Source organism: Agrobacterium salinitolerans (assembly GCF_002008225.1).
Lineage (GTDB): Bacteria > Pseudomonadota > Alphaproteobacteria > Rhizobiales > Rhizobiaceae > Agrobacterium > Agrobacterium salinitolerans.
The window spans coordinates 184,401-201,212 of the sequence record NZ_MRDH01000005.1 but is presented as its reverse complement, the minus strand read 5'-3'; the positions used below and the strand labels follow the sequence as shown (position 1 = coordinate 201,212).

Genomic DNA, 16,812 nt, shown 5'->3' with positions numbered 1-16,812 from the left:
TTAACTAAAAACGCCTTGTGGAATCGGATGCTCCATGGCATCACTGACGGAAACGATCTTTTAAAGTGAAGATAACCGTCAAGAGGATTGGATGCCGCAGGCCGCATCAAAGAGCGTCAAGGACACAGCCTCCAAAATAGAGGCCTATACGTCGAAGCTTTCAGCCGAGCTTCGTGACATGCGCGAAGCCGCCTATCCTCCGGAAGCAAGAAAATCATTTTCCCGTACATTCTCCACCGTCGATCTGGCTCGTCTCCTGGATGTTCCCGAGAGCACACTTCGTCAGTTGACCCTCGAAGGGAAGGGGCCCCAGCCTGATCGGGCGGATAACAACCGACGCAGCTACACGGTCGAACAGGTCAGGGAACTGCGCAGTTTCCTCGCTGCACTTCGCCCTGACGAAGCGAATGAGCTGTTACCTTTCCGGCGCGAGGGCGAGAAGCTACAGGTTATTGCGACTGTCAACTTCAAAGGCGGAAGCTCGAAAACAACGACGTCGATCCATCTTGCTCATTTCCTGGGCCTTCAAGGTTACCGCGTTCTTTGTGTCGATCTCGATCCGCAAGCCTCGATGACCGCGCTTTTTGGCATTCAGCCAGAATTCGATCTTGGCGCCAATGAGACGGCCTATGCGGCGATCCGATACGACAATGAAAGGCGGCCGTTTTCCGAGGCGATCCGGCCGACCTACTTCCCGGGGATCGATCTCGTCCCCGGCAACCTCGAACTGATGGACTTCGAATTCGACACGCCAACATTCCTGACGTCAAAGACGCGAGATGAGCTCGGCCTTTTCTTCGAGCGGATGAGCAGGGCCATCGCCAGCGTTGACGATCGCTACGATTTTGTGATTCTCGATACGCCGCCGTCACTCGGCTATTCGACACTTGCGGCGCTTTACGCCGCCACCGCGCTGGTCGTCACTGTCCACCCCGCGATGCTCGACGTCGCATCATGTAATCAGTTCCTGATCATGATCTCGGATCTCTCCGAGGTTCTCGAGCAATTCGGCGCCCGTTTTGAACACGATTTTTTTCGGTTTCTGCTCACGCGCGTCAATCCGAACGATGGACCGCAGAAGTACATGGCTGGAGTGATGCGGCGACTTTTTGGTGACGATGTTCTCGTTGCAGAAGCTCTGGAATCAACGGCAATCGCCGGGGCAGCTGTCGCCAAGAAAAGCCTCTACGAACTGGAAGCCGGCGAAGTCGGCCGGGAAGCTCTCAAACGCGCACTTGAAAGCGCTGACCGGGTCAATTTTGAAATCCTGCAATTGGCTCATCGTGTGTGGGGTCGTGAGAAATGAAGAAAAGCATCCTTCGTCGAATGGCTGAAGAGGCCGAAAACCGTGTTGAGTCCGTGGAGACAGAAACGCCCGAGAGGGTTGGACTCTCGCGCCGGCATTCGTCGCCTGTTATTTCCAATGTCGGAAGAGCCCTCAGCCATTTGACGGAAGACAGTATCTTGTCGCTCGATCCAGGAAAAGTCGATCGATCGCCCTATCAAGACCGTTTCGACAATGATGACGATGCGGAGTCCGAGCTTGAGATCTTGAAGCTCTCCATCCTCACCGAAGGGCAGAAGATCCCGGTGTTGGTTCGTCCCCACCCCACGAAGCCGGACCATTACCAACTCGCCTATGGACATCGGCGCCTTGGCGCGATCAAGGCAATCATGGCCGAGGCCGACCGGCCTGAACTGATCAAGATCAAGGCGTATGTTCGTGATTTGTCGGATCGGCAGCTCATCGAAGAGCAGGCACTTGAAAATGGTGTGCGTGAAAACCTCACGTGGATTGAACTTGCCATGTGGGCTGTGCAGCTCAAGGAAGCTGGGCTTTCACATCGAGCGATATGTCCCGTGCTCGGATTGTCGGAAGCCGCCGTGTCACATCTCTTCCGCGTGACGTCAGTTATTCCGAGCGATATCATTTATGCGATCGGCCGCGCGAAGGCCGTCGGCCGTCCGAAATGGACGGCGTTTGCCGATCTGTTGAAAGACGACACCAAGATCGAGGTTGTGCGGAAGGTCCTGACGACCGAAGCCTTCAGGAAGGCTGATGGCGCCGGACGCATCGCGCTTGCTACCTCGGCTGCCATCGGCGCGCCCTCGAAACCCCAGGGACAAATCGTCGAGCTTACTCTTGGAGACCGGCTGTTTGGTCGGATGAAGAGCGCTCCATCGGGAACGACGATCACCATTTCGAAGACAGAAGACGCTTTTGCGCAGTGGCTGGCCAATCGGATGCCGGACCTGCTGCGCGATTTCGACAATCAGGTCCGTCGCCCGGAGTAGGGCAATCGGTCGAGACAGGAAAACACAAGGAGCAGTCGCAAAAAGAAAAAGGCCCCCAAAACGTTACCGTCGTGGACGCCTCTCTCAATTCCTTAAGCAAGATCGAGAATCGCATTTCCACGAATCCTAGTCAAGAGTCTTTGGCATCGTTTTGATGAGCGGATTTCTTTTGCCTGAATGAAGGTGGAAAGAAATGGAGAATGGAAGTGTAACGACGCCCTTCGGGCGGCGATCGATGACGTTTGGCATGTTGGCAAGCCAGATGGCATCGCGAGATATTGAAGCTGAAAAGGCGGTCGACAAGTGGAAGATTTACCGCGCCCTTTGTGAAGCCAGGCCAAAGCTCGGCGTTACAGACCGGGCACTCGCGGTGTTGAACGCCCTCTTGAGCTTCTATCCGAAGAATGAGCTCTGCGAAGAGACGGGTCTTATTGTTTTTCCCTCGAATGCGCAGCTATCGTTACGAGCACACGGGATGGCGGAGCAAACAATCCGTCGGCATCTGGCTGCGCTGATCGAAGCAGGTCTTCTTATCCGCAAAGATAGTCCAAACGGAAAGCGCTATGCCCACAAGGGGAGGGGAGGGGTAATCAGCGAAGCGTTTGGCTTTTCGCTTGCACCGCTCTTGGCAAGGGCGGACGAGATCGAAGCTTTGGCAGCTGAAGTGATTGCAGAGCGACTGCGTGTGCAGCGATTGCGCGAGCGTCTGACGCTTTGCCGGCGCGACATCACGAAGCTCGTCGAGGCAGCCAATGAAAATGATCCGAGCGAAGGCTGGCTCGCAATTCTGGGCCACATGCAGGGTATCTTGGAGCGGTTGCCGCGGACGGCTCCACCGGCTTTGCTCGAAGATGTTCTCGATGAACTCGAAATGCTCCGCGAAGAAACACTCAATCGCTTGGAAATGCAGTTGAAAAGCCAAAAACTAGGCGGCAATCCCAATCAAAGTGAGCGGCACATACAGAATTCAAAACCAGACTCTATCCTTGAATCTGAACCAGCTTTCGAAACGAAGCAGGGGGCAAGGGCGGAGCAAGATCCGCAGCCGACAGCCGTGGCAGGAAGTCCAGATCCAGATCGTGTTGGCGCCCGCCAAACGGTGCAGCAGACTGTCCCGCTCGTGACTGCGGCGACGTCGGTGAAAAGTTTCCCCCTCGGTTTGGTGCTTCAAGCCTGCCCGCAAATTCCCGATTATGCGACCGGTGGCAGGGTCCAGACCTGGCGTGACCTCATGCAAGCTGCTGTCGTCGTTCGATCCATGCTTGGGGTAAGCCCGTCTGCCTACGAGGAGGCTGCCGTGGTGCTTGGCCCCGAAAATGCCGCGACGGTGATCGCCTGTATCCTCGAGAGGGGAGGGCAGATCAATTCGGCCGGCGGTTATCTGCGGGATCTGACGCGACGCGCAGAACGTGGCGAGTTTGCGATCGGTCCGATGCTGATGGCGCAATTGCGGGCGAATGGCCCCCAGCGGAAATCGGCATAATGGCGAACATAAATTGCTTCAACCGTAATAGTCCCGCCAAGTTGTGCGAACCATCCCCGGTGGCGGCTCGCCGCCTGGGGAGGCAATCAGAACAGGCGGGTCGTCGGCCAGATAAGCCCGTGCGCGCTCATTCCAATCATCAACAAAAACAGACTGATAATACTGGGCAACCTCTGCATCATGGATGATCAGGCCCGCGTCACGATTGCGCAGAACGCCGTCAGAGGACCAATTGGTGCTGCTGACCAGTACGATCGCGCCATCGACAATGATGCCCTTGTTGTGAACGCTGCCCTGAAGGCGAAAAACCTTGTCATTAAAGCCGTTTTCGGCCAGTTTGCGTATCCAGTTGGCGGCGCCATCTCGACCCAGAATAATGCGCATGTCGAGCCCCGGGCGATAACTGAGGTCGGCGAGCATTAAGAGTAGGTCTGTGAATCGCTTGTCACGCGCGGTGGCGCTATAGTGAATGTAGGCAAACTGGAGATATAGCGAACGCTGCGCACTCGACAGAAGTTCTGTTACTCGCTCCAGGTAGTTGTCCGGCGTAAGCACCGGCTGGACGGGAACGCTTCGCGGTGAAGATGGAAGGATAGACGGGGCAAGCGGTTCGACAATTGCTGCAGCCAGTTCGAGGCCGCCAATCATATCTTCCACCGAGACAAAGAGATCGGGCATCGAGAAGGTGTCGCGCTCATCGAGGGCCGTTGCATCTCCGCCTTTGGCTTCACGCTCGCTTTCATCTCTGTCATAGGTGATGTAGCGCTCGAAGAGCTGAGACAGGCCGTCGTTTTCAACGATCACATGCCATTCGCGATTGCCTCTCGAGTACATTCCCTTCGCCGACTTCGGATCGGCGATCGGATCAATTTCCGGCTGGCTGCGCAAGGACCAGTTACCGCTCGAAAGCCAGAAGGCCTTCGAGTCACGAACCGCGACTTTTTCATGATAGGCCGTTGCGAAGCGGTAATTCGCGCCGCATTTGACCACCCAGCCGTCTAGTTCTTCTTTGAGAGCAACTTTGAGCTTGCCGCGGATGGCCGTCTCCTCCGGCCGCATGCTGTTATCCCAGGTTAGGATCGCCTTGATGCCGCGGCTCTTGATCGTGTCGATGAAAGTCCGTGCGATGTATTCGGCGTTGAAATCATACATCGCCACACTCAAGGTCTTCTCGGTCGCTTCGAGAAACGGTTTGAGCGTGGGCCAGCCGGCATCCGGACCAACGTGGCAGACGAACGGCTGGTCAATCTCGAAGATGTGGTCGATTGGATTGTCGGGCAGTTTCTCGTAGGTCAGTGACGATGTGGACGCTTCGGCAAGGGCTGTGGCCAAAGGCTCGAACTCAGCCTTCTTATTAAGCTGCAGTTCGGGATCCGCTTGCATGACCGACACACGATAGGCGCCAAGTTGACGCGGCGCTTTCTCAGTGGGATCGAGATAGCTTTCCGGCTTCTTGTGGGCGACGTAAACAATAATCGCGGGTTCACGCACGATCTGTCCGTTGACGACCGGAAAACCTGGAGCGGCGTCGACAAACCCGGAAATCAGCTCCAGCCGCTCGCGATTGTCTGAGATCGCCTGCTCGACGGCCTTCTTGGTCTGGTCATCGAGAATTCGCACGTTTCCCCCTCGCCCTTGCGGGTCACAGCATCTCTGTCATGCATCAGTCGAATTTTATTCGATAACGGGCAGGGAACGGGAAAGCGACATGGACTCGACAGCGGGATCGGCTTCAAGTCGGTCGAGATCAGCGACGCGGACCTGGGCAGACACCATACGATCGCCAAATGTTGCACGAGGTACGATATAGTGCGGAGCCTTGAAACCCGTGCGCAGCTTCACGACGGCGAGCACGTTCTCGTCGCCGTTGCGAGGGCGAGCCTGCAGCGATGGCGGTAGAGTTTCTAGCTTGCGAAGTGACTTAAGGTTCATCGTTCGAGCACCTGTGACCAGTAGAATATATGCTTTCCCCAGCAATTTAACAAGAAGCCTCCGTCCGTCGAGCTTCTTGCGGCTCCAAGCTACGCCATTATGCCGCTATTTGCGCGCCCGTGGCCGTATCGCGGGTCCCAACCTGCTGTTTTACCCTGCAATTTTGCCGTGGCCACCAGACGTTTTCTCAGCTCATCAATCGAGATCTCTTCGCCTTTGCGGGCTGCCTCCGCAAAAGTTAGTGCGATCAGTCCCGTGATTGCGGGTGCCGCCATGCTTGTTCCGGATTTACGAACGACGCCATTGCCCGTCCGGGAGCGTGCGGCCAAGACTGCATGACCAGGTGCCGAAACCTCGGGCTTTTCGCGGCCATCGCGAGTAGGACCGGAGCTCGAGAAGCTTGAGAGTGGGAGCGACTGCTTGTGAGCGTCATAGGATCCTACGACGATCGATGCCCTCCCAGTCGAGATCGATCCAAGGGTATGGGTCGGAACGGCGCCGGCAAATGATGCCTGGGTTAAGTCATCGCGTTCGATCCATCCATGGAATTCTGCATTATCACCATCGAGTGACCGCAGGCGGATAGTCCAATCGCCATCGGACAAGCCCTCGGCGATCCAGAGCGCTATGACGTTGTCGTGGTTGTTCGGGTCGTCGAGGCGGTTGCTGATAAAGATCGAGAGTTGATTTCCAGCGCCGATCGGCAGCGTGTCATTGGGCTGTACAGGTCCGAATTGTGTCCCGTCATCCGCAATCAATGTCACTTCCAGACGGCGCTCTCCGGAGTACCAGAATTCGACCTCACCGCCGCCGGCGTTGACCTGTTGCATTACGACATCGAGCGCCGTGTCTCCCGCAACGATGCCGGAAATGTGGATGTTGTCAGTCTGCGAATTGCTCGCTGCAATCACGACCGCCCGATTCGGCCGTTCATTAATCAGGGCATCAAGGCCCTGCTCGACAAGTGACGACCCGTCGTGCGGGCCACCGTTGGTTCCGAGACTGAGATTTACCACGCATGGACGGTCGCCGGCCTGCTCGAAGATAAAATGCACAGCTTCCAACAGTTGAACCGAGTCCCCGAACGATTGATTGACGACATTGGGGCCGTCCCAGGCGATATCGGTGCTGTCGGCTTCTACAAAGATGATCTCCGCCGCGGGCGCGACCCCTGGCTGCTTCGATCCGTTGCCATTGCCCGCGGCGATATCCATGACATGGGTCCCATGGCTGCCGCTTTGCCCGGCATTATCCGGCCGTGGTCCGTAGCCAAGCGCATCAAATGGATCGGGCCGCAGCAGCGCAGCGTCGATCGCTGCCCGGTCATGGAGGCGGCCATATCCGAACGGGCTTCCCGGCTGTGCGACAGCGCCCTGGTTCCAAATCATCGAGACACGCGTCGAGCCATCCGGATTTCGGAAATTGGCATGGACAAAATCGCAGCCGAAATCGACGATCCCGATCACGACGCCTTGTCCGCCCTGAGGATTGGTTGCTGTTGGAAGCAATTGCGGCAGAAGGTCCATTGCCGCCAGCGTATGTGCGAGCGCGGGCCTTAGCGGCTGCGAGGCCTTGAGACTAAGGATGGTGTCTGCGTTTCGAACGTGTTCAACACGATCGATTGGTAAGCGGCCGGTGACGATCCACGACTTATCTTGAGACTGTCCCAGTGTAGCGCCGGGGATGACATCTTCGAGATCGGTCCATTCGTCCACGGACGACACGCGGGCGATGACAGCAACTTCGTCACCGGCGGTCGAGGTCAGGGCAAGTCCGCGCTTGCCGGTCATCCGATTGATCACGGCGAGCTGCAAGCGCGGATCAAGTGCGGTCTAGACGGTGATCGGCAATTTGCGAAGTTGATCGAGGACCGTCGGCAGTGCCGCGCTGACGCGGGTACTGAGGCGATCGATTGGAAACAGCGGCAGGACGTGTTCAACGAGGTTGGCGACCTTAGGTCCCATTTCTGCCATCTGGGAAACTTCGGTCAGGGTGAAGCGGGACAGAAGCTTTGCTAGCATCGGGTCGACAAGGGCGCCGGCTGCGGCGGTGATGAACGGGGTCGCCTGAGCGAACGCCAAGCTGCTGAGTGACGGAATATTCGCAACATCTTGCGATATTGCCGTAGCCACCTGTCTTGAACGGCCGGCTTTTGCAGCGGACTGCGTCTTCGCACTGTCGTTGTGAGTCGTCTTTTTGGCCATTCCCTTTTCCCACTCTTTAGAAAAACACCTACCCGGATTTTATTTCAAAGCGGTGATCAGCGATGACAACCCGTCTAACAAACCACCGACTTGGTTCATCGCGGCGGTGCTCGCGGTCACCTTCTTATACGCCTTGTTCAACGTCGCCGTCTGGTTGCGAAGCTGCGTTGTAATGACATATCGGGCTGAAGTCGAAACCAAAGCCTTGTTCCTCGCATCCATGTAGGCGGATTGGAGGACGAGGATCGAATTGGCAAACTCGGCCTTTTCGCTGTCGTTGGACAGAGATTTGGTGGCTATCAGAACCTGTAGGGACGCGGCGATGTCTCTTGCGATTTTGGCGGCGTTTACCCCAGCTGCGGCGCTCCAGAGTGTCGGATTGAGCTTGGCAATCCATTCGCTGATTGTGCCAGGCTGCTCGATCTTGTTCGGCGGAAACTGCGCTAGCGTCTGTTGAGCAGTTTGTGCGGCGGCATCAAATTCCTCGGCGGGCGTCATTCTCCAGAATCCTTCTTCACTGCTTGAATGACCGCGGCGCTATCTTGGGCGAGCGCGCTCAGCCGCTTGATCGTGAGCCCGACATCGCCTGCCCCGGTCGCCAGGGCATGGTGGGTGTCGTATATCGACTGCAACAACTCCGTTATCGGAGCTGCAGCTTCGCTCAGCGCGTAGCGTCCTTTGATGTCAGCGCGTGCCTTCATGTAGGCGTCATAGAGCGCGGCCCTGCTCACGCGCGGATCTTGGCGCAGGACTGCGAGCTGCTGATCCCGAAGTCCTGCGTAGCCGGCGGCCTGAACTTGCAGATCGGTCTGCATCGGACCAAGATCCGTCTGTAGGAGGTCAACAAGTTCCTTCACGACGGGATCTGTTTTTTGGATAATTCCGAGGACCTCCCGCACGTAGCTGTCTGAAACTGCATAGGTCGCGGCGCGACCGGCGAGTTTGATCGCGGGTGCCACCACCGGGGCGCCCCTAACGACGGTGGCGAGCATCGCTACCGAAGTCGTGAGTTTCTCGGCCGCTGCTTCGAGCTGATCGACTGTGCCCTGATCGGCAGCTTTCGCGACCGCCTTCGCATAGCCCTGGAGATCTCTGAGTGCGGCCAGCCGTATTGCGAGTTGATCGGGGTCTAGCCGTTTGACGCGTGTCGACTGCGGCACCTCGACCAACGCATACGCGCGGCCGCGAACATAGTTCATAGCCTGCAACTGTTCATCCTGATCGGAAGCCACCTGGCTGCTGGCCGCCACCGCAGCCGCGACCGTGTTTGCACTGTTCGAAGTCGCCGTACCGAAGCTGTCGAGATCAGTTTTACTGGGAAGAGCAGCGCAGCCGCCGCAAATCAACATCAATGCCGCAAGTAATACACGCATTTTTGTTCCCCAAAGCCCCTAAAGAACAATCTCCTATAAATAACTCTTGGTTGCAATAGTTTTCACATCGCCTGTTTGCCCGCGCGATCGTGTCGACTTTGTGTTGGCGCGTCAGGTTCAAGGCCGAATTAACACTCAGTTGACCGTCTTCATCGGAACAGGATCTCCAAGCTAGCGGCGCTTGTCCCGCGCATTTAGACAGGCCGCAACACAAGGGACCCCTGCCGATGGACGAAATTTTAGAACTCGTTGCGATTGAACAACGCCTGACCGCCCAGCAACTAAGGGAAGCCAAGCGCAGGGTACGCTATCCGAAACCGAGACCCGGATTACCCTCACAGGATGAACTTGAAGCGCTAGGCTACTTATTGACGACGCTGGCCAGGGAACTCAACAGCTGGGGCGTTGGGAACGGCATTCACGAAGAGCTCTCCGACGCGAGCAAGGCGATACTCCGTCAGATTGCAGCAAAGATAAGGTGTCGGCATTTCGCGGAGGCGCTTGCCACAGCGCTGAACATCCCACGCCGCTGGCAGGTCAACGAGGTCGAATTCAAGGAGCGCGTCCAGTCCATTCTTCACCTGCGTGAGGAGGACCAGTATGCATTGTTTTCGGCCGAGCCGAGTGCCGCCATCATGGCGACGATTGGGCGCTGGTTTGCCATCGAGCCTCATGGCAAGAGCCCCGTTGACATAATGGGCGAAACTCTCGACGCGGCCGGGCGGGTCGCTTCGTGGCAGCCGAATACCGCCGCTATCCTCTACTGGATGGGACACAAGGTGGAGCATGACGTCATCACCCATTTGCCCGCCGAACCAGAGGAGGCGAATTTCAATGTCGATGTGGTTGCAGGCTTAAAGTCGGCCGCAAAGAGCGAGGCGAGGAAAATGGCATCGGCGCTCGGATACGACGCTTCGTTTCCGATCGAGATCGGAGTGCTGGAAACGGAGAAGACGGTCGTCGAGCCAAATACTGGAGCCGACTTCATCATCGTTGCTTATCTGGGACAGGAAGACGGACATCCCATTGTCAGCGCCGCCGTCGTTCAAGGAAAGATGGAAGACAAGGAGCATCCGTTCGTCACAAATATTTATCGCCATTCGGAAAATTTCGGGACGAACCACCAGGTCAGGGCGCTGACCGCTGCACACCGTGATGGATATTACCTGATCTATCCAAGAAACGTCCGCCATCGACCTTTCGCAATAGCTCCAGGCCAGGCGCTTTTACGGGAGGTCCTCCGCCGAAATCCCGGTAGACCGATCCAAACGTTACCGGAATCGAAATGCAATGTGCGCTATGAGGATGTATCCATCGATCTGGCTACCTTTTTAGGAAAGGTGCTCGTCCAGCCCCGCCACCGACATTCTTCCATTGGTGCAGCTCTTGCAGCAATCGGCGCTCCCGTTTCTGGACTCGGTGCGAAAGCGATTGATGTCCAACACCTCCTCGCGAAACGGCTGGTACTGATCGAGCTTGGCGCTCGAGCACCTCAACGTGACCTCGACTATGTCGAGGCCCTTGGTTTTCGCAGAAAGCCTGAAGAAGAACCTTCATACAAGGATGTCTGGAGCGCTCTTGGAGGCTGAATATCTCAACGGCCGGTCAAGAAGCAGGAGCGGAATGCGCAGCCCCGGGGTTCAGCAACACGACGACAACGGTCGCTGAAGTGCCAGAGATGGCGATATCGATCTTGGATTCATTGGAGGAAGAATCGATCAGCCTGCTTTATCCACGGGCAACCGTCGCAACCGAAAAGCGTGTGATCGTGACAGCGGAAGCAGCACGACTTCGTCCGATTTTGTGACCGGCGAACGGCTTGTCGGCGATCCCTTGGCCTTCCGCCTATGACGACTTTCAGATGGCTCGACGAGGATTATTCCGCTGACCAGAGTTTGAAGACTATGTGTCTCTTGTCATCGTCGGTGCAGTCTAGCGCGCGCTTTGCTTTAGCACGCCTTTGGCAATCCTTGCGGCTTTCGCGCCTTGTCGCCCTACGAGAGATTTCGGACGCCATGAGATCGTGACCTAGATTGGTGGAATGGGCAGGCTGGTGTCGAAGACGGCGCCATAAAGCTCCATCATCGCATCGACCCTGTCCTTGTGGTCTCCGAAAGGCGAGACAGGTTCCGCGTCGAACTCGCCCAGCGCTATGCGGTCGAAGATTGCGTAACAGATCTCGCCATTATTGTATCGTGACCGGTAGGCGAGACCATCGAGGTCGCTGAATTCGGTATGAAGTGCGAGCGCTAGTGCCCGCGAGGGAGCATAATTATCCGCGCTGATTTCGCTGGCATCGATCTGGTGAAATTGCAGGCCGTCGTCGAAGAGCTTGGCAAGGGCAAGAGGCCGTGAGGGCCGCACAATGCTCCATCCGCGCTCCTCGACGCTGGCACGCCGTAGGATCCGACCGACCGGCCGGCGCAATACGGTCTCGACAAAGGCGCCCTCGAGGTGTTCAGCGGCATAAAGGACCCGATACTCCTGGTCTGGCGCATCGAAGCGGTTCTGAGGGCGGCTCCCGGGGGCCGGTCCAAAGAAAACCGGTCCGCGAGCGAGCGGATGCACGCGGACAAGACCGTGGCCGGCCGGAAGCGTGACGGCACGCAGACCGGACACAAAGCGCGAGGCAATCACGATTATGCCTCTCCCTCTATTCCCAGGTAAGCCTCGGCTGCGGAGACGACGTCATCCACCCTTCCATCGATCAACGCGAGTCGCGGCGTCGTGCCAAGGTTCGGATCCTGTTCGATCAAGAATTGCAACGCGGACCAGCCACCTGCTGTCTTAAACAGCTTGATGACTTTGGGCAGGCCGTCGATCCAGGTCAGAGACGTTCCGGTGCTGACCCATTGCGCCAATGGCAGAACGAGCTCGTCTCCCTGCATGAGGGCAAGTGCGGATCCAGTCTTGGCCCGTTTGTGCAGCGCCTGTCGCGAGATGCCGAGACGGTCGGCAGCCGCCGTTAGCGACAAGCCGCCGCCGGCTCGGTTGAGAAGATTGGTCTGGACGTCGTTCAGCCGGTCCGACACAGGCGAAGGGGCGTCTATAGCCTCGACCTCGGCGACAAGCCGCGCATTCAATTCAAACTGTTGCGTCGCAAGTTCCAGATGGCGCGCCAACTCGTGGAATGCGCGTGGACGGTCGGTCTGGCACAATCTTTGGAGCTCCCAACTCGTCTGCGTCAATTCGCTCAAGGTTTTGAACGCATCGAGCGCAAGTTCGGCGGCCCGACCTGTCGGTTCCCACTCGAATTGCAAGGCTTGCCGAACCTCTGTGGCCCGGTCGCGGCAACTGACCACCAGACTGTCCAGCCACGAGCGGGGCCGGTTGATCCGGGTGCGAGCGTGAAGAGGCCGGAAATGACCCATCGACCCTTCGATCAAAGCCGCACTGAGCAAGATTGCACCCTGGTCAATCCGGGACGAAAAGAGTGCTAGTCCATAGATCCCGAATGTCTTCGTTTCAAAGTTGCTCAATCCACTGCCTGGGAAGGAATTGGAGGGATATATTTCGTCGCTGTAGGTACGCAAAAGGCCTGCAATGTCTTCACTTACGGATGCCGAAGGGTAATGATGCAGGAGGATGTTCCTCCAGTGCCAATTTAGGGTCGTTGGCCGTTCGGAAGCCTCGCGCAGCAGGGCGCGACGAATCCATTCAGAGAGATGAAGGCCTTCGCGGTCGGCCGCGTGTTCCACTACTGCTCTAATATCCTCCGGAATGCCGACGGCGATCTGAGCTTCTGCCATGGCCGGTTCTCCATTCCGCCGGAGCGGATCAAGGTTGATGGTTGACAGTTATATAGGGCATCTTATCAACTTCATCAACCCGCCGTGTTTCCGTGACATGCAGGTTGGGTCGCCGCCCCCGGCACTGCGCAAGATCGTTGCCTCGCCGGCGCATCACCTACCGAGTCAGTGCGCTTATCGATAGTCAGTTCGCAAGTTAGGGTTCCGGTTGGACATGAGGTGAGCAGACGGGCATGGCCGCCCAGGCTGTCGGCTCCGCTGAAGCTGGCGTCATGCCCGTCTTTCCCTTCGAAAGGCTTGCATCCCTGACGCATCTGGCGCTTGCAGCAGTCTGGCCCCAAGGGAGGCCCGCCGGATCTGGCTGGCGATTTTTCCTGCTCTTCTCGCGCCCTTGCAGCCATCGGCCCTCTGGATGAATGAGAGGGGGCAGGAAACGCCGCCTACCTGCAGGCTCGCGCATGCCGAGCGCTCCACCGGTCGACCGGCGTTTTTCGAGCCTTCGCGGCTTATCGCTGTCTTTAGGACATCGGAGCGCCGCTATACGGCGTTTATAGCTCACAGCCCGTGCCAACGTCCCAGTTAAGGAGCGTACGACAAGCACCGTCATCAAGATGATGAGGGCGACGTTATCTGCGGAGAGTAACGAGGCGCCGACTGGCGCGGGTTTTCGACAGAGGAGGCGTTTCACTTTGGAGAGAATGCCTTGGCCAGATCGATCCGCATCACGGAGGAAAATAGAAGGATAGACAACCTAACCCAATCAGGGGAAGAGGTGATTTACGTTACGGCCGAAACCAGCGGAATAGAGGGAGAGGAGGGACAGAGGATTTGTGGCGGGTTAGGAGGCTGGAGAGATGCTCCGGCCGGTCCGTCATGGAGAAACGACATGGCTCAGGCCACATCGAAAATCACCCTCAGTGCAGCCCGGGATATTCCCTTCAACAAGCTGGTGCTGAGCCAGCAGAACGTCCGCAAGATCAAGGCGGGCGTCTCTATCGAGGATCTGGCGGAAGACATCGCCCATCGCGGGTTGCTCACCAGCCTCAACGTCCGTCCCGAGCTGGACGGCGAAGGCAACGAGACCGGCATCTACCGCATTCCGGCCGGCGGGCGCCGGTATCGCGCCCTCGAGCGCCTCGTTGCGCAGAAGCGCCTGGCCAAGACGGCAGGCGTTCCCTGCATCGTCAGCAAGGGCGAAACGCTCGAAGTCGAGGATTCGCTCGCCGAAAACGTCCAGCGCGTATCCCTGCATCCGCTCGATCAGTTCCGCGCCTTCCAGACCCTGCGCGAGCAGGGGCTTGGTGAGGAGGAGATCGCCGCGCGTTTCTTCGTTTCTGTGGCGACGGTCAGGCAGCGCCTGCGGCTGGCTTCCGTCTCGCCGCGGCTTCTCGATCTGTATGCCGAGGACGAGATGACGCTCGAACAGATCATGGCGTTTTCGATCACGAACGACCGTGTTCGCCAGGAGCAGGTCTGGGACACGGTCTCGCGCTCCCATAGCCGGGAGCCTTATTACATTCGCCGGCTGCTGACCGAAACTGCGATCCGCGCCAGCGACCGCCGCGTCGTCTATATCGGCATCGAAGCTTACGAGGCGGCGGGAGGCGTCACCATGCGTGATCTGTTCGACCAGGATCAGGGCGGATGGCTGCAGGACCCGGCGCTGGTTGAGCAGCTTGTGATGGAAAAGCTGAAGGCCGACGCCGAGACGATCCGCTTGAACGAAGGCTGGAAGTGGGTCGAAGCGGCCTTCGACTTTCCCTACGGTCACACGTCCGGCCTGCGCCGCTTCTACGGCGAGCAGGCGGAAATGACGGAAGACGAACTGGCTCGCTATGATGCCACGCGTGCCGAATACGATAAGCTCGACGCAGAATATTCGGAGGCAGACGAGTACTCGGAAGCGACCGAACAAAAGCTCGAGGAACTCGGCAGCGAGCTCGACCGCCTGAACGATCGCCCGTATGTGTTCGATCCGCAGGAGGTCGCCCGCGGCGGTGTCTTCGTCTCGCTCGGCGCCGGCGGGGAGCTCAAGATAGAGCGTGGCTTCGTGCGGCCCGAGGACGAACCGAAGGATGAAGCTCATCCCTCGGCTGATGTCGGTCACGAACGTGACGATCATGGCGGCGGGTTTCCGGCAACTGGGAATGCAGGCGGCGAGGCTACCCAACCGTACGACGAGGACGAAACGATCAAACCGCTTCCTGATCGCCTGGTTCTCGATCTGACAGCGGCGCGCACGGTGGCCTTGCGCAATACGCTCGCGAACGATCCTGTCATCGCCTTCATTGCGGTCCTGCATGCCTTCGCGCTGAAGACCTTCTACGTGTACGGCTCGGATTCATGCCTGGAGGTGACGCTGCAGAGCGCTCGCTTCGCCCAGACGCCCGGCCTCGGCGATACGGTCTGGGCGAAAGAGATCGAGCAGCGGCACGAAGGCTGGGGCCAGGATCTTCCCAAGGATCCGAATGATCTCTGGGATTTCCTGATCACGCTCGACGAGGTCAGCCGGGAGGCTCTGTTCGCGCATTGTGCCGCATTGTCGCTCAACGCGGTGATCGAGCCCTGGAATAAGCGCACCCGTGCAATCGCCCACGCAGAGCAATTGGCCCGCTCGATTGGTTTCGACATGGTGGAAGCCGGCTGGACGCCGACAGCCGAAAACTATCTCGGCCGCGTCACCAAGGCGCGGATCCTGCAGGCGGTCCGAGAAGCCAAGGGCGACCAGTCGGCAGAACTGATCGGCCATCTCAAGAAGACCGACATGGCCCGCGAGGCCGAACGGCTAATGACAGGCTGCGGCTGGCTACCGGAACCGCTTCGCATGACGGTCGAGGACGGCATCAGCGAAAGCGATGCCCTCGGAGAGACCGTCGGTTCCGATCATGCTGAGACTGGGGAAGCTCAGGACCTGCCGGCTTTCCTGCTCGACCAGCCAGAAACATCGGACGATGACACTGGCGATACCGAAAGCGGGATCGACGGCAAGCATCTCGCAGCCGCCGAATAGCGTCGAAAGCGTCCCATCAGCTTGACCGGATCGCCGTTGCGGTCGGGTCTTCCATGCAAACAGCCCGGCCATCGCGCCGGGTTTTTTCGTTTCAGGAGGCACCCATGCCTGACTTCACCATCGAGACCACCTATCATCTTCCGATCTTCCGGCGCCGCACTTACACGGCCGACACATTAGACGCGGCGTGCCGTGCCGCCATCAACGACGACAGCTGGGATATTGCCGAGAAGGATTTTGATTCCTCCGGTCCAGTTCATATCACCGGTATCTGGGACGGCACACAAGCTGCCTATGCAGGTCCGCCGCTCCAGATCCCGCAGCAGTTCGAGGAACCTGTTCAGCGCCGGGCGCGACATTTCGAGATCCTGCTCGGACTGTTGAAGATGTTGTTCGACGACATCAGTGCGACCCGCCCCCCGTCGCCCGATTGGCTCGCCCGAGCTGCCTGGGCGATCGCGCGAGGAGAGGCCATTCTCGCGAGCGATCCGGATCCTGAAGAGCCCATTGACGCACCTAAGCCTTCGCACGTCCTAGTTAGCCTGGGGGAGGGTGGCGTGCGCGACGCAATCGCGGCAGTGCTCGAGGTGGACCCGAGTTTTAGGGGTCTAACACCCGAGGCAGTGACCGACGACGAGGTCCATGCCGCGTGCGTTTCCATCGCCACCACGATGGATTTTTCCGACGTGCTCGGAAGCGCCGAATTCCAGGCAGCGCTCTCGGCGATCCGGTCGGCGCACCACCGGCTAACGTCCGATTGATCTTT

At 58.2% G+C, this 16,812-nt stretch carries 14 protein-coding genes; 6 read left to right on the top strand and 8 right to left on the bottom strand.

Annotated elements, in window-relative coordinates:
• Positions 1 to 91 precede the first annotated feature (91 nt).
• The 3 genes from repA (at position 92) to repC (ending at position 3,778) form a co-directional block, all read left to right on the top strand.
• Positions 92 to 1,306, top strand: coding sequence for a plasmid partitioning protein RepA (gene repA, locus BS627_RS03725; RefSeq protein WP_077981940.1), 1,215 nt, complete (start codon positions 92 to 94; stop codon positions 1,304 to 1,306).
• On the top strand, positions 1,303 to 2,295 hold the full coding sequence (gene repB, locus BS627_RS03720) for a plasmid partitioning protein RepB (protein ID WP_077981939.1): 993 nt from the start codon (positions 1,303 to 1,305) through the stop codon (positions 2,293 to 2,295). The genes repA and repB overlap by 4 nt, the downstream gene beginning before the upstream one ends.
• A 193-nt stretch (positions 2,296 to 2,488) precedes the next feature.
• Positions 2,489 to 3,778, top strand: coding sequence for a plasmid replication protein RepC (gene repC, locus BS627_RS03715; RefSeq protein WP_077981938.1), 1,290 nt, complete (start codon positions 2,489 to 2,491; stop codon positions 3,776 to 3,778).
• 18 nt (positions 3,779 to 3,796) lie between these two features.
• Here the strand turns inward: repC and BS627_RS03710 are convergent, their stop codons facing one another.
• The 6 genes from BS627_RS03710 to BS627_RS03685 form a co-directional block, all read right to left on the bottom strand.
• A complete protein-coding gene (locus BS627_RS03710; RefSeq protein WP_077981937.1) occupies positions 3,797 to 5,398 on the bottom strand; it encodes a phospholipase D-like domain-containing protein in 1,602 nt (533 codons plus the stop codon).
• A gap of 54 nt (positions 5,399 to 5,452) precedes the next feature.
• Positions 5,453 to 5,710 (bottom strand): hypothetical protein, encoded by a 258-nt coding sequence (locus tag BS627_RS03705; protein ID WP_077981936.1) that lies wholly within the window; start codon positions 5,708 to 5,710, stop codon positions 5,453 to 5,455.
• A gap of 89 nt (positions 5,711 to 5,799) precedes the next feature.
• Complete coding sequence (locus BS627_RS03700) at positions 5,800 to 7,524, bottom strand: S8 family serine peptidase (protein ID WP_077981935.1); 1,725 nt, start codon at positions 7,522 to 7,524, stop codon at positions 5,800 to 5,802.
• Between the two features lie 18 nt (positions 7,525 to 7,542).
• Complete coding sequence (locus BS627_RS03695; protein WP_077981934.1) at positions 7,543 to 7,914, bottom strand: hypothetical protein; 372 nt, start codon at positions 7,912 to 7,914, stop codon at positions 7,543 to 7,545.
• A 39-nt stretch (positions 7,915 to 7,953) separates the two neighbouring features.
• Entirely contained in the window at positions 7,954 to 8,412 is a 459-nt protein-coding gene (locus BS627_RS03690) for a hypothetical protein (protein WP_077981933.1), read from the bottom strand.
• Complete coding sequence (locus tag BS627_RS03685) at positions 8,409 to 9,287, bottom strand: hypothetical protein (RefSeq protein ID WP_077981932.1); 879 nt, start codon at positions 9,285 to 9,287, stop codon at positions 8,409 to 8,411. The genes BS627_RS03690 and BS627_RS03685 overlap by 4 nt, the downstream gene beginning before the upstream one ends.
• A 227-nt stretch (positions 9,288 to 9,514) precedes the next feature.
• Here BS627_RS03685 and BS627_RS03680 point away from each other — a divergent pair, with 227 nt between their 5' ends.
• Complete coding sequence (locus tag BS627_RS03680; RefSeq protein WP_077981931.1) at positions 9,515 to 10,876, top strand: hypothetical protein; 1,362 nt, start codon at positions 9,515 to 9,517, stop codon at positions 10,874 to 10,876.
• Between the two features lie 439 nt (positions 10,877 to 11,315).
• On the opposite strand, the gene BS627_RS03675 is transcribed toward BS627_RS03680, so the two are convergent.
• A complete protein-coding gene (locus tag BS627_RS03675; RefSeq protein ID WP_245306988.1) occupies positions 11,316 to 11,924 on the bottom strand; it encodes an RES family NAD+ phosphorylase in 609 nt (202 codons plus the stop codon).
• Positions 11,925 to 11,926: 2 nt separating this feature from the next.
• Positions 11,927 to 13,036, bottom strand: a complete 1,110-nt coding sequence (locus BS627_RS24795) for a hypothetical protein (RefSeq protein ID WP_245306986.1) — start codon at positions 13,034 to 13,036, stop codon at positions 11,927 to 11,929.
• Positions 13,037 to 13,922: 886 nt separating this feature from the next.
• On the opposite strand from BS627_RS24795, the gene BS627_RS03665 reads away from it, so the two are divergent.
• Together BS627_RS03665 and BS627_RS03660 are read left to right on the top strand one after the other, a co-directional pair.
• The gene (locus BS627_RS03665) at positions 13,923 to 16,046 is read left to right on the top strand and encodes a ParB N-terminal domain-containing protein (RefSeq protein WP_077981930.1); all 2,124 of its coding nucleotides are present in this window, start codon (positions 13,923 to 13,925) and stop codon (positions 16,044 to 16,046) included.
• Positions 16,047 to 16,150: 104 nt separating this feature from the next.
• On the top strand, positions 16,151 to 16,807 hold the full coding sequence (locus BS627_RS03660; protein ID WP_077981929.1) for a hypothetical protein: 657 nt from the start codon (positions 16,151 to 16,153) through the stop codon (positions 16,805 to 16,807).
• Positions 16,808 to 16,812: the final 5 nt, after the last annotated feature.

Coding starts and splice junctions, on each gene's coding strand:
- repA (WP_077981940.1), top strand. CDS start 92: ATGCCGCAGGCCGCATCAAAGAGCGTCAAGGACACAGCCTCCAAAATA.
- repB (WP_077981939.1), top strand. CDS start 1,303: ATGAAGAAAAGCATCCTTCGTCGAATGGCTGAAGAGGCCGAAAACCGT.
- repC (WP_077981938.1), top strand. CDS start 2,489: ATGGAGAATGGAAGTGTAACGACGCCCTTCGGGCGGCGATCGATGACG.
- BS627_RS03705 (WP_077981936.1), bottom strand. CDS start 5,710: ATGAACCTTAAGTCACTTCGCAAGCTAGAAACTCTACCGCCATCGCTG.
- BS627_RS03695 (WP_077981934.1), bottom strand. CDS start 7,914: ATGGCCAAAAAGACGACTCACAACGACAGTGCGAAGACGCAGTCCGCT.
- BS627_RS03690 (WP_077981933.1), bottom strand. CDS start 8,412: ATGACGCCCGCCGAGGAATTTGATGCCGCCGCACAAACTGCTCAACAG.
- BS627_RS03685 (WP_077981932.1), bottom strand. CDS start 9,287: ATGCGTGTATTACTTGCGGCATTGATGTTGATTTGCGGCGGCTGCGCT.
- BS627_RS03680 (WP_077981931.1), top strand. CDS start 9,515: ATGGACGAAATTTTAGAACTCGTTGCGATTGAACAACGCCTGACCGCC.
- BS627_RS24795 (WP_245306986.1), bottom strand. CDS start 13,036: ATGGCAGAAGCTCAGATCGCCGTCGGCATTCCGGAGGATATTAGAGCA.
- BS627_RS03665 (WP_077981930.1), top strand. CDS start 13,923: ATGGCTCAGGCCACATCGAAAATCACCCTCAGTGCAGCCCGGGATATT.
- BS627_RS03660 (WP_077981929.1), top strand. CDS start 16,151: ATGCCTGACTTCACCATCGAGACCACCTATCATCTTCCGATCTTCCGG.